Annotated in this window: 13 protein-coding genes; 4 read left to right on the forward strand and 9 right to left on the reverse strand. The window is 52.9% G+C overall.

Annotated elements, in window-relative coordinates; genetic code table 11:
- The 5 genes from ACQKE4_RS14195 to salA all read right to left on the reverse strand — a co-directional run.
- On the reverse strand, positions 1-548 hold a 548-nt coding region (locus ACQKE4_RS14195; protein ID WP_427389063.1), incomplete at its 3' end, for a Rieske 2Fe-2S domain-containing protein.
- A gap of 89 nt (positions 549-637) precedes the next feature.
- A complete protein-coding gene (gene catA / locus ACQKE4_RS14200) occupies positions 638-1,612 on the reverse strand; it encodes a catechol 1,2-dioxygenase (protein ID WP_427389064.1) in 975 nt (324 codons plus the stop codon).
- Between the two features lie 63 nt (positions 1,613-1,675).
- Positions 1,676-1,966: a muconolactone Delta-isomerase gene (gene catC / locus ACQKE4_RS14205; protein WP_290836399.1), complete on the reverse strand. Its 291-nt coding sequence runs from the start codon at positions 1,964-1,966 to the stop codon at positions 1,676-1,678.
- A 57-nt stretch (positions 1,967-2,023) separates the two neighbouring features.
- Positions 2,024-3,142 carry a muconate/chloromuconate family cycloisomerase gene (locus ACQKE4_RS14210; protein WP_290836398.1) on the reverse strand — a complete coding sequence of 373 codons (1,119 nt, stop codon included), beginning with the start codon at positions 3,140-3,142 and terminating at the stop codon, positions 2,024-2,026.
- A 476-nt stretch (positions 3,143-3,618) separates the two neighbouring features.
- On the reverse strand, positions 3,619-4,917 hold the full coding sequence (gene salA / locus ACQKE4_RS14215; protein WP_427389065.1) for a salicylate 1-monooxygenase: 1,299 nt from the start codon (positions 4,915-4,917) through the stop codon (positions 3,619-3,621).
- A gap of 203 nt (positions 4,918-5,120) precedes the next feature.
- Here salA and ACQKE4_RS14220 point away from each other — a divergent pair, with 203 nt between their 5' ends.
- A complete protein-coding gene (locus ACQKE4_RS14220) occupies positions 5,121-6,026 on the forward strand; it encodes a LysR family transcriptional regulator (protein ID WP_290836396.1) in 906 nt (301 codons plus the stop codon).
- 33 nt (positions 6,027-6,059) lie between these two features.
- Here ACQKE4_RS14220 and ACQKE4_RS14225 read toward each other — a convergent pair whose 3' ends face one another.
- The 3 genes from ACQKE4_RS14225 to ACQKE4_RS14235 all read right to left on the reverse strand — a co-directional run bounded on the left by ACQKE4_RS14225 (position 6,060) and on the right by ACQKE4_RS14235 (position 8,420).
- Positions 6,060-6,878 carry a DODA-type extradiol aromatic ring-opening family dioxygenase gene (locus tag ACQKE4_RS14225; RefSeq protein WP_290836395.1) on the reverse strand — a complete coding sequence of 273 codons (819 nt, stop codon included), beginning with the start codon at positions 6,876-6,878 and terminating at the stop codon, positions 6,060-6,062.
- 72 nt (positions 6,879-6,950) lie between these two features.
- A complete protein-coding gene (locus ACQKE4_RS14230) occupies positions 6,951-7,898 on the reverse strand; it encodes a glutathione S-transferase family protein (protein ID WP_290836394.1) in 948 nt (315 codons plus the stop codon).
- A gap of 63 nt (positions 7,899-7,961) precedes the next feature.
- Positions 7,962-8,420: a DoxX family protein gene (locus ACQKE4_RS14235; RefSeq protein WP_427389076.1), complete on the reverse strand. Its 459-nt coding sequence runs from the start codon at positions 8,418-8,420 to the stop codon at positions 7,962-7,964.
- A 160-nt stretch (positions 8,421-8,580) separates the two neighbouring features.
- Between ACQKE4_RS14235 and ACQKE4_RS14240 the strand changes: the two genes are divergently transcribed.
- The gene (locus tag ACQKE4_RS14240; RefSeq protein WP_290836393.1) at positions 8,581-9,498 is read left to right on the forward strand and encodes a LysR family transcriptional regulator; all 918 of its coding nucleotides are present in this window, start codon (positions 8,581-8,583) and stop codon (positions 9,496-9,498) included.
- Between the two features lie 246 nt (positions 9,499-9,744).
- Here ACQKE4_RS14240 and ACQKE4_RS14245 read toward each other — a convergent pair whose 3' ends face one another.
- Positions 9,745-10,635, reverse strand: a complete 891-nt coding sequence (locus tag ACQKE4_RS14245; RefSeq protein ID WP_427389066.1) for a LysR family transcriptional regulator — start codon at positions 10,633-10,635, stop codon at positions 9,745-9,747.
- Between the two features lie 201 nt (positions 10,636-10,836).
- On the opposite strand from ACQKE4_RS14245, the gene ACQKE4_RS14250 reads away from it, so the two are divergent.
- Together ACQKE4_RS14250 and ACQKE4_RS14255 are read left to right on the forward strand one after the other, a co-directional pair.
- A complete protein-coding gene (locus ACQKE4_RS14250) occupies positions 10,837-11,049 on the forward strand; it encodes a hypothetical protein (RefSeq protein WP_290836391.1) in 213 nt (70 codons plus the stop codon).
- Positions 11,042-12,499, forward strand: a complete 1,458-nt coding sequence (locus ACQKE4_RS14255) for a sodium:solute symporter family protein (protein WP_290836390.1) — start codon at positions 11,042-11,044, stop codon at positions 12,497-12,499. The genes ACQKE4_RS14250 and ACQKE4_RS14255 overlap by 8 nt, the downstream gene beginning before the upstream one ends.
- The last annotated feature ends 8 nt before the right edge of the window (positions 12,500-12,507 follow it).

Raw genomic sequence — 12,507 nt, forward strand, 5'->3', positions numbered from 1 at the left:
ATGACCTTGGTGGTTTCGCCCAGGTGTTGTTCGAGCGGTTGTACGTCGTCACTCAAGCTGCCGAACAGGAAGCCTTTGTAGTTTTCAAAGCGCGGTAGACGCTTGAGATTGTGGGAGCCATCCTGTTTGAACTGGTCAGGGTAGGCGCCGTTTTTCTCGTTTTTGGCTTTGAGCAGCTGGCCGTCGTTTTTGAACGTCCAGCCGTGGAACGGGCAGGTGAAGGTGCCCTTGTTGCCGCGCTTACGGCGACATAATGTGGCGCCGCGGTGGGCACAGGCATTAATCAGGCCATGCAATTCACCCTGCTTGTCGCGGGTGATGATCACTGGCTGGCGGCCCATGGTGACGGTCATGTAGTCACCCGGCTCACTGATCTGGCTCTCGTGGGCCAGGAACAGCCAGTTGCCTTCGAAGATGTGCTTGAGCTCAAGTTCAAAGAAGGCGGGGTCGGTGAACATGCTGCGGTGGCAGCGGAAGATGCCATTGTCGGGGTCGTCTTGGACGGCGCCGCGCACGCGGGCTTCGAGCTGATCAAGCTGTGTGGTCATGATCTCTCTCCTCGTATTTATTATGTCGCGCTGTGATGTCTTGCTCAGGCGGGCCAAGGGGAGGGCCCGCCTTGCTCAAGGTATAGGGGTTAAACCTTGGCAGTACCGGCGAGCTGGCTGGCCAGATCCTGCTCGTCTTCCTTGGCGCGGGGACGGGCGTGACGCACTTGCAGCTCGGGCGCCTCGGCGGGGGCCAGTGCCACATCGAACACCACGTGGGAGAACGGGCCCTCCAGGTCACGCTTGGCGATCTCGGCCGGATCTTCGATCCGTTCAGCGGGCACCACCAGCTCTTCCCGTGTCGCGAAGGCGAAGTCGTCAAAGGTGTAGGGGTCGCCCGCCAGGTTGATCTGGGTGGTCAGGTGCTGGTGGCCCGGGGCGGAGACGAAGTAGTGGATATGCGCCGGGCGCTCGCCGTGACGGCCCAGGGACTTGAGCACCACATCGGTGGGGGCGCCTTCGGGTACGCCGTAGCCGGAGGGAATAATGCTGCGCGCGGTGTAGCGGCCGTCGCTGTCTGCGTAGATCGTGCGGCGCATGTTGTACTCGTCCTGGGAGGGATCAAAGAACGAGTAGCCGCCCTTGGAGTTGCAGTGCCAGATTTCAACTTTGGCGCCTGGGATCGGGGTACCGTCGACATCGCGCACCTGACCGGTCAGCCACATCACCTCGCCATCGGGGTCACTGCCGTCGTCCATGCGGGCGAAGCCTTCGGCTTCCGGCGCACCAGCTACATACAGCGGGCCTTCGATGGTGCGTGGCGTGCCGCCCGTGCGCTTGGCTTCGGCATCAATAGCGTCTTGGCGCATGTCGAGGAAGTGGTCAAAACCCAGCCCCGGGGACAACAAGCCGAACTGGGTCTGGCTACCCAGCGCATTGAGCAGGTTAACGCCCGCCCAGTACTCTTCTTCCGTGACATCGAAGTCGTCAATCAGCTTGAATAGGTCGCCGACTAAGCGATGGACAATTTGCTTGGCGCGGTCATTGCCGCCGGTTTTATCAAAGCCGGCAACGGTTTTGACAAACGCTTGGACGTCGGGGGTGTCAAATATCTTCACGGTCATGGTGAAACCTCTATTTTTATAGGATATTGTTTTATAAAAAGAACTGGCGTGTTCTATAGGCGATTAGCTGTCGTCGTCCCGTACCGAAGAGGGGTGGCGACAGAGTGGCTTGACGGTAATCTCCATATAGGGAAATAGCGGCAGGTTACTGACGAGTTCTTGCAGCTCGGCGTTATCTTCTACGTCAAAAATACTGACGTTTGAGTAGCTACCCGCTACCCGCCACAAGTGACGCCATTTGCCCTGGCGCTGCAGGTCTTGGGAATACGCCTTTTCAGTCGCCTTAATCTTCGCCGCTTGCTCTGTGGGCATATCGGTCGGCAACTTAACGGTCATCTCTACTTGAAACAGCATACAACTCTCCTCTTGCATGACGGGCGAACGCAAACGATGGCTTTATTTACGTGACTTTTACTTACGTGAATAATGCGCCAACTTATCTTCATCTAAGGTGATGCCCAGTCCAGCGCCTTGGGGCACTTCAACGCCAAACTCGGTGTAGTTGAGGGGCTCAACGACGATGTCATCTTTCAGCAGCAGCGGGCCGAACATTTCCGTGCCCCAGGCCATTTCGGGCAGCGTCGCCCAGGCGTGTAAAGAGGCAGCGGTACCAATGGTGCCCTCTAGCAGTGTGCCGCCATAGAGGCCAACCCCGGCCGCTTGCGCCACATGAGCCAGTTCCAACACGCCGTGAATACCGCCGGATTTGGCAATCTTCAGGGCGAAGGCACCACTAAAGCCACTACAGATAAGATCAAGACCATCGCGGGCATCCTGAACGGCCTCGTCAGCCAGCATTGGCACGTTGAAGCGGTTAGCCAAGCGAACTAAACCGGCATGTTCACGGGCAGCAATGGGCTGCTCGATTAACTCAATACCGGCATCCTGCAACGCTTGAATACCCCTCACCGCAGTCGATTCATCCCACGCCTGATTAACATCAACGCGAACACTGGCACGATCACCTAAGGCTTCTTTTATCGCCGCTACATGGCGTACATCCTGATCCACCGGGTTAGCACCAATTTTTAACTTGAAGTCGCAATGGCGACGTTGCTCTAAACGCAGCAGCGCTTCATCGATATCCTTGGCGGTATCGCCGCTTGCGAGGGTCCAAAGCACCGGTAAATGTTCTTGGCGTGTGCCGCCGAGCAGTTCGGCGACACTCAACCCCAGGCGCTTACCCTGAGCATCTAATAGCGCTGTCTCTAGCGCAGACTTGGCGATCATATTGCCGCGAGTATGACGGTTAAGCCGGGCGCGCAGCTGATGAACATTGTTAGATGGCTGACCAATCAGCAGCGGTGTCAGGTAGGTATCAATATTGCGCTTAATGCTCTCCGGGCTTTCCGGGCCGTAAGCCAATCCACCAATGGTAGTGCCCTCGCCCAGCCCTTCGATACCATCGGAGTGGCGCATACGCACAATAACCATGGTTTGGCAGGCCATGGTGGTCATGGAAAGTTTGTGAGGACGGATGGTCGGTAAATCGACTAGCAGCGTCTCAATATGTTGGATGACGGTTGACATGGCAGCTCCGGCGTCTGGCAATCATTTGACTGGATATCAGTTTGATTGGCGTTACACGACGGAACCAATATTGTTTAGGTGCTTGGCTATACCGAGGAGGTATCACCAGCCAGTGGTTAGAACTGCATTTTTTTAGCTTGTGGATAGCATTATGTAGTCGCTACTGCCTTTACTAAACCCTACAGCTTATTTTTATATTATTTATCAATTAGTTGAAGACAGGTGAATGACTTAAATGGCGCGCAACTTGCAACTAGGTGGCGTAACAAATAGGACATCACCCTGCTTTCAGGCATGTACAGCACCTACTACTAACGATCATGAGAGATGAAAGCTCTAAACCATAAGCCCGCCCGCCACTGGTAGATACGAACCGCTTTCTCCAAAGCGCTCTGCGTTGAGTATCTTGTGCGACAAAAGAATAAGGCAAGGCGGTAACTCGACCTCTTTTACGGCTGAAACTTAGTAATAAAGAGCTAATTGTCTAAGGCCAATTTATGGCGTGCCGCCAACACATCGTCGTGAGGATCGTGGTTCCAGAGCCAATCGAATCGGTTTTCGAGGTTTTCAATCAGCTTGGCTTCGTCGTCGCCGATATACTCACCGGCATATTCATAGACATCGCCAGCTTCATGGGACGTTTGCTGCACCCTGCAAGTGCGGGCGTGACGCACCTGCTCAAAAGCGGCTAAGAAATCGTTAACAGTGTGGCGATCACAATGCTCATCAGTCAGAAGACTTGCCAGGACGTAGGCATCTTCAAGCGCTTGCCCCGCCCCCGCCCCCTGGTGCGGCACCAATGCATGGGCAGCGTCGCCAACAATCAGCACACGGTCACGATGGTAACGGGCAAGTTCGGGTAACTCATGCAGCGCCCAACGCGTTGGCTCAGGAATGCATTCAAGGATTGCTTGGCAGGCTGGGCTCCACCCCTCGAAAACCTCCAGCATTTCCTTCTGGCTGGTGGCTTGTACCCATTCTTCACCTTCGGCAAGTTTAGGGTTCGGTGTAGAGCGGTCAGTAATAAAAGCGACAACATTGATCAGTTGCGACTGCTTAACCGGAAACGTCAGGATGTGTCGGTCTTTGCCAAGATACATTTGGGGTACTAGTGCTAGGCGTTTCTCGCTACCTTTAGCCTCTAAAGCGGCCTCTAGCTCATCGGTCGGGATCATGCCGCGGTAGGCGTAAGTGCCACTCCAAAACGGGGTAATCTCGCCGTACTGCTCTGGAGGTAAGACATGGCGTCGCACCCCAGACTTAATTCCATCAAAGCCAATGATCACATCGCCGGTAAAATGTGTGCCATCATCAAAGTAGGCTGTGGCGCTATCGGCATCTTGCTTAACCTCGACACAGCGCTTGCCAAAGTGAGCGATGCCCTCTGGTAGATTGGCGACAATGGCTTCCAAAAAATCGGCACGGTGTACTGAGGACTGGCCGACACCTGGCGCTAAGCTGGCGGTCAAGTAAGCATCATCGCTGCCACGCCGCCATTCAAACCAAACATCCTCAAAGGGAGCGGGTGAAGAATCGGCAATACGTTGATAGGAAGCTTCCAAGCCCAGCCGCTGAATAGCCTTTACCGCATTAGGGCCAAAGGAGACCCCGGCACCAATTTCAGAGAACTGTGGTGCGGCTTCGAAAAGCTGTACATCAAGGTGGCTGTCGCGAGATAGAGCGACGGCGAAGGCTACGCCGCCGATACCACCACCAACGATGCCAATTGAAAGACGTTTTTGTTGTGTATTTGCTACTGTGTTGTTAGCTACCATGATTTCACTCTGCTCAGGGGCTTATCGTTGTATGTTGAGCGTCATGCTCTCCCCCTAACGCTATTCGGGAGCGTTAACAGCAACCACACAGCCTCCTTCATTCAGACTATAAACGGCGCTAATAACAATATGAATCAATCATTTAAAAACATCTCTGACTGCCGCATACAACTATTGTTGGATACGCAGCGAGGCGCTAGTTGATGGAGAAACTTGCCAATATTGACCTTAATCTGCTGGTCGTTTTTGACTTGTTGTACCAAGAGCAGAATACGCAGCGGGTTGCGCTGCGCTTGGGCATCACTCAACCGGCGGTGAGCCATGCACTGAAACGGTTACGACACTTGTTGGAGGACGAACTTTTCGAGCGCACGTCACAAGGGCTGCAACCTACGCCCCGTGCCAGCCGACTTCACCCCGGCATTGCGGATGCGTTGGCGCGAATGAACGACACGCTGAACCTATGCGATGATTTCAACCCCGCAAAGAGTGATCGCACATTTCATATCAACATGACTGACATTGGTGAAATCGTATTTCTTCCACGCTTGCTGCAGCACCTTTCTCAACAAGCACCGGGCGTTTCAATTAATACCGTGCGCAGCCACCATAACGACCTAAAACACGAGATGGAGGAAGGAGAGATAGACTTGGCAGTTGGCCTGATCCCGCAACTGGGAGCAGGTTTTTACCAGCAACGACTGTTTGTACAGCGCTACGTTTGCCTGATGCGCGAAGATCACCAGCTTGCTGAGGGGAATTTTAGTATTGAGGATTTTCGCGCAGCGCATCACGCTGTGGTGGTTGCCCAGGGCACCGGGCACGGAATCATCGAAGAGCAGCTTGCGCATGCAGGGGTTGTGCGTCCAGTTCGATTAACACTGCCACATTTCGCAGCCGTTCCCTATATCGTCAGCAGTAGTGACTTAGTGGTGACGGTAACCAGCAAGCTGGCCGAGGCGACACGAGCGCGATTTGGACTAGCCGTTCGTGAGCTCCCTCTGGCATTCCCCGAGATTCCGATTAATCTTTTCTGGCACCGCCGCTTTCATCAAGACCCTGGTAATCGCTGGTTGCGGGGGCTTATGTTTGAGATGTTCTCAGAGTAATAAATCACGCTCAGCGACTCCTCTCAGCGCGTTTTACGTGGCACTCTTTCGTGACCAATAGAACATGCCTGATGCCTTGTTCAATATAGTGGCTGATAACTGCTCATCACTTGGCCTGCCAGCTAAGCCATAACATACGTGCAGGGGCAGTAGATGCTCTTCCCGGGGATGGCAGAAACGTGCATAGGGTGCATGATCCCAGTTAGCCAAGCGACGACTGCGCTCTGCTTCATCAATCTCTTGACTGGAGCAGGTAGTCACTAGCCACTCTTCGAAGGCCTGATTTTTAGCTTGGCTCTCTTGCGTAATGGGGCTAAAGAATTCCCGCATGTTATGGAATGAAAAACCTGAGCCGATCACCAGCAGGTTCTCGCGTTTCAGAGATGTTAGCGCTTGGCCAATGGCAAGGTGCGTATCAGCGCTAAGGTTGTTAACCAACGAGAGCTGTACACAGGGAATATCGGCCTCTGGATACATTATTTTAAGCGGAACAAACACGCCATGATCAAAACCACGCTGCGCATCGAGTGTCGCCGGAATGCCGGCGTTTTCAAGCGCCCTGCTCACCTGGTGTGCCAACTCAGGTTCCCCCTGGCAGGGGTACTGAATTTGGTAGGCTTCGGGTGGGAATCCCCCATAGTCGTAGATCAGCTCTGGAGCGGCCCCTGACGTGATCGTGGGGACAGACGCTTCCCAGTGGGCGCTGATAATTAAAATAGCCGACGGTTTGCTGATGACGTTGGCGATTCCTTTCAGCGACTCGACCATCTCTTGGTGAGCTGGGTCACCCAATAGCGGCAGAGGCCCGCCGCCGTGGGAGAGAAATAAAATATCTGGCGAGGTGTTCATCATCGTTTCCTCATGGTTACTTAAGACTGAAGGTTGCAAAACGCGGCCATAGCCCTATTCATTAATTTTTTAAACTTAAATGACTGCAGGCCCTACCGGCACAATACCGCTGGGGTTCAGCGCTTTGATTGAGTAATACCCGGCTTTGATGTGCTCAATATTGACCGTGTCGGCGATCCCATTAATCGCGTAGATTCGTTGCATATAAGCGTGCAAGTAAGGCATGCCTTGAAGTGTATTTCGATTGCATTTGAATAGCCCGTGATAGGCAGCATCAAACCTGATCAACGTCACGAATAGCCGAACATCGGTTTCCGTTAGCCGTTCGCCGAACAGATAAGAACGTCCATCAGATAAACGTGTTTCGAGTTCATCCAAGGTTAGAAACACCTTGCCATATGCCTCTTCGTACGCTTGCTGAGACGATGCAAACCCTGCTTGGTAGACACCGTTATTGAGGTTTTTATAGATAACCTCGTTCAACGCATCAATGTCGTTGGCTAAATCTACTGGGTATAGATTCGATCCTAGTTGGCCAAAATCCTCGAACGCATTGTTGAGCATGCGAAGAATATCGGCTGACTCATTATTGACAATGGTTTGTGTTTTCTTGTCCCACAAAACGGGAACGGTTGCTCGCCCGGTGTAGGTTGGGTCGGCTCGTGAATACAGTTCATGCAAATACTGAGCGCCATTGAGGTTATCTTCATTGGCACCGGGGTAGTCGCCAAACTGCCAGCCATTATCGGATAACCGGGGGTCAACGACCGTCACACTGATCATATTCGTTAGGCCTTTCAGCTGACGCGCCATAAGCGTACGGGAAGCCCAGGGGCAGATATAAGCAACGTAAAGGTGATAGCGGTCTTTTTCTGCCTTAAAGCCACCTTTGCCTGTGATACCAGGCGAGCCGTCCGGTGTGATCCAATGGCGAAACGACGATAGTTGGCGAATAAACCGCCCCTCTTCATCTTTGGCCTGCATAGGGTGCCAGTTTTCCTGCCATGTTCCGTTAACCAACATAGTAATCTCCTTCCATCAAAACAAGCCCCGTCAATAGTGGCGGGGCGACCGGTATGCTAAGAGTTATTTTCGACCCTGAAAGAACTGTGACTGCAGCAGACTATCGACTGACAAGCGCCCGGCTCCTTGAATCGCTAACGCAGTGGTGATGGCGAAAAGAGCAAGTGCGTATTCGTAGCCGTTGTTAGTCAGGAACAGGCCGTTACCCAAATGGACACTTAAAATGGCGACCAGCATGGTGAAGGCTGAAACAATCGCCGCTGGGCGGGTCAAAAGCCCGAGGAATAAAGCGATCCCTCCCAAAAACTCGGCGCTACCTGCCAGTAACGCCATCGTATAACCGGGTTCAAGACCGATACTGGCCATCCATTGTCCGGTGCCTTCCAAGCCGTAGCCCCCGAACCAACCAAACAATTTCTGTGCACCGTGTGCCGCTAATATCAAACCGACCGGTAGTCTTAAAGCCAGGGCCGCATAGCCGCCAGTGGAATTAAATAATGTGTGTGCGAATTGGTTTTTCATGAGTTGTTCCTCGAATAGCGAATGTCGTTTATTTAACAAGCTTTGCGTTACTGATGAACGCACTTTACTCTCGCCATGAAGAAACAATAAGGTCGAAGATGTTGCATTATTAACAACAAAACGTTGATAATATTTATTTCCGTCAGCGATAGGGAAACGAATGGATCGTATTGATGCCATGAGAGCCTTCGTCAACGTAGTTAGCGAAGGAACCTTCACCCAGGCCGCCGAGCGACTTGAAATGTCGCCTCAACTCGTTAGTAAATATGTATCTCAGTTGGAAGAGCGCCTTGGGGTGCGACTTTTGAACCGCACAACCCGAAAAGTGCATCTCACAGAAGCGGGCATTCGTTACTTTGAGCATGCCCAGCAGGTGCTTGACGACATTGACGATATGGACAGTCAGCTCAATGACTTGCAAGAAGGTGCTCGGGGTCGTTTGCGAATCAGCGCCCCTGTTTCCTTCGCGACACTGCACTTAGCGCCACTGCTTGCTGAGTTTCAACAGGCACACCCAGCCGTTAGCATTGACTTACAGTTGAACGATAGAAAAGTGGATATCGTAGAGGAGGGGTTTGATATCGCTTTACGCATTGGCCATTTGAAAAGCTCTTCTCTCATCGCTAAGTTTATTGCCCCCGTGCGGCTGGTAATATGCGCCTCGCCTGACTATTTAGCCCGCCATGGCACACCTAAAAGCCCCAGTGAACTGAAAAAACATCGATATCTGCGTTACAGCTATATGGAGCATGATATGGGATTGCCCGCCACAGAGTGGCTCCCCACTACTGGGCGACATCAAGAGGGAGACTTAATCAGTAATAATGGCGATGTGTTGATCAAAGCAGCTATTCAGGGGGCTGGCATTGCCATTCAACCTACCTTTATTTCCGGCGAGGCGATTGCCAAGGGCAGCCTCAAAGTGATTCTCCCTGAGTGCGAACCCGCCCCTTTAGGTCTTTATGCTGTTTATGCACACCGCAAATTATTGGCAAGTAAGGTACGGTGCTTTATCGACTTTTTAGACGGCTATTTCGGAGACCCTCCGTACTGGGATAACTTCGAATGTGGGGAGTAAATCTCGTTTAACAGTTATCGCTTTTATGTAATGTGCATATAAGGTCGACCCACAATACGGCTATGTCATTTTCAATGACGTAACCATGGAAAACTGGGCAATTTCCGATGAGTTTTTTTGCTGCATCGCTCAGAAAATTGAGCTAGATCACCTACCTCTACCGCTCACACCGTTGTCAGCCTTCACCCAAGCTGTTGTGTTGAAAAACGCAACGGTTTGCTTTTGTTGGCGTCCGAGCAGCCGATTTTACTCAAATATATCTACTGCCATTTGAATAAAATTATTAAGCACAGGAGATACATTGCCTGCGCGCCACGCTAGCCATAGCGGCATATCACAGGTGGTTAACTCCTCCAGTTCAATAAAACAGATACCGGGCATGGGATGGCTACGGCTGGCAGCCGGTACAATGGACACACCCAACCCTGCGGCCACCATACTAAGAATGGTGATGTTATCGGCGCCATACTGCACTACGCGGGGCTCGAAATTTAGACGTGAAAAATGCGCGACCATTCGATCGTAATAGACCGGCGAGATCCCACGGTATCCCCATACAAACTCAGTCTCTGCAAGCTCCACCAGACGTGTTGGCGGCGATTGCGCCCAATATGAGTTGACGGGCACGGCAAGGATCAGATGGTCACGCTGCAAAAGGTGGGCCTTAATGCCTGAGGGCGTATGGTCATCATGATAAATAATACCTGCATCGAGCCCTCCCTGATTCAGCTTCTCCAACTGCGGACCGGAAAGTAACGTAAAGACATCCAGTGCCACATGAGGGTAACGACCACGATAGCCGCCCATGAGCTTGGCCACTTCTGGCACCCATAGATGCGTCACAGTGACACCAAGACTAAGCTTCCCGGTTTGGCCACGGCCCATCGCCAGCAGACGCGCCTTGATGTCTGCACGATCGTCAATGAGTCGGGTGGCCTCGCTATAAAGCGTTCGACCTGCCACGGTCAATCGAACACCACGAGCGTGACGATCAAGAAGCTGTGTACCAACATCGTCTTCCAGTAGCCGCATCTGCCGTGTCAGCGCAGGTTGAGCAACATGCACTTTGCGGCTAGCGGCAGAAATCGATCCTGTCTCTACCACGGCAATAAAGTACTCCAGTTGGCGAAACTCCATGGACTGAAACACCTCACAAATACTCAAGAACCCTCATTCAGGGACAGTTCACCATTACTACCAACACTTACGACCATACCGGCTTTCCATACCCATATGACATGGCTAGCATCTAAAATCTATATTTTTGGTATCTCTATCCTTGTTTCATAGTGAATGAACACTTCATAACAAGACTCGCCATGGCGAGCAGGAAACCCTATGAACAAGACCTATCACCTTCTAACGGGGTTGCACTTTGCCGTGTGCACCCTAGCGATGATCTGGCCCGGCGCACTGATCGCTAATCGTATCGAACCTACCGTGCTTGGGCTGCCCTTTCTATTTTTCTGGTACATCCTCTGGATGCTGATTCTATTTGTCGGCATGTGGGTGGCTTTTGTGATTCGCCACAGAGGTGGTCGCCATGAATGATTCGATCATTGTCGTCGGCATCACCTTAACCTATCTCGTTCTGGTGCTATGGGTGGGGCTCCGCGCTCGCGGTCAGGAAAATTCAAGCTTGGAGGGTTATGTAGCGGGAGGCCGCCATGTGGGCGTGGTGATCCTGTTCTTCATCCTCGGTGCCGAAATCTTCTCCGCCTTTGCATTCCTGGGTGCACCGGGCTGGAGCTACCAGCACGGTGCACCAGCCTTCTATATTCTGGCTTACCTGTCGCTAATACCCATCACTATTTGGGCCATGGGGCCGAGAGTAGCCAAATTAGGTCGTGAACGGGGTTATCTCACTCAAGGCGATATGATTGCCGATCACTACCAAAGCAAAACGCTGGGTATGCTGGCCGGGGTGATCGGCGTGCTAGCGCTGGTGCCCTACCTTACTATCCAGATTGCCGGTGCTGGCTTACTGTTTCAGGCGGCTACTGATGGCCTGATTCCCTTCTGGCTAGGTGCATTGCTGGCCTTCCTGGTAGTCGCTGCCTACGTCTTCTGCAGTGGTCTGAACGGCATTGGCTGGACCAACCTACTCCAAGGCATCATGATGATAGTTATCGCGTGGTTCCTGGGACTGTCGATCTCTGAGCGCCTCTACGGCGGCGTGGGCGAGATGTTCAGCCAGATCCAGTTAACCATGCCTGAATACCTGACCATGCCTGGGGCCACCGGCATGAACTGGGGCTACTTCAGCACCGCGGTACTGGTCAGCGCATTCGGCGGTGCCATGTGGCCGCATCTGTTTATGAAGTTCTACTCTGCTGATAGCGGCAAAACGCTGCGCAAAGTCAGTGTCTTTTACCCGCTCTACGCCTACCTGCTGGTGCCGCTGCTGTTTATCGGCTTTGCTGGCATCTTGACCTTCTCCGATTCTCCTTTAGAGCGCTCTGATACGGTGCTCCTACGCATGGTGATGGACGTGGCCAACTTCTCGCCCTGGGTGATCGGTTTGATGCTCTCTGGCGCACTGGCCGCCGCCATGTCTACTGGCGCTAATCTAGCCCATACCGCTGCTGTGGTGTTGGTGCGTGATGTGCTCGGTCCCACCATGATGAAAGGCGCCAGCGAGAAGGCAGTCGTCAGCACAACACGCTGGAGCGTGCTCGGCCTCTCACTGATTGCTTACCTGTTCGCGCTGGCCAACCCGTCATCGCTGGTACTACTCCTGCTCGGCGCTTATGGATTGATTGTCCAGCTGTTCCCGATGGTGATTGGCGCACTGTTTATGCCACAGCTACGCCGTGCCAGCGTTATGGCGGGTGCCCTGCTCGGCAGCCTGGCTTACTTGGTGATGGAATTCGCTTGGAGCTCTCCACTTGGCTGGCACGCAGGCGTCTGGGCGATGCTGCTCAACGTTGGCGTTGTGACGACCTGTCAATTGCTCGTCAAGCCCACTCTTGCTGACCCCACACCTACCCACCCTCAATGAGAGCCTGG

The sequence above is a fragment of the Halomonas sp. NPDC076908 genome (assembly GCF_050269715.1).
Lineage (GTDB): Bacteria > Pseudomonadota > Gammaproteobacteria > Pseudomonadales > Halomonadaceae > Vreelandella.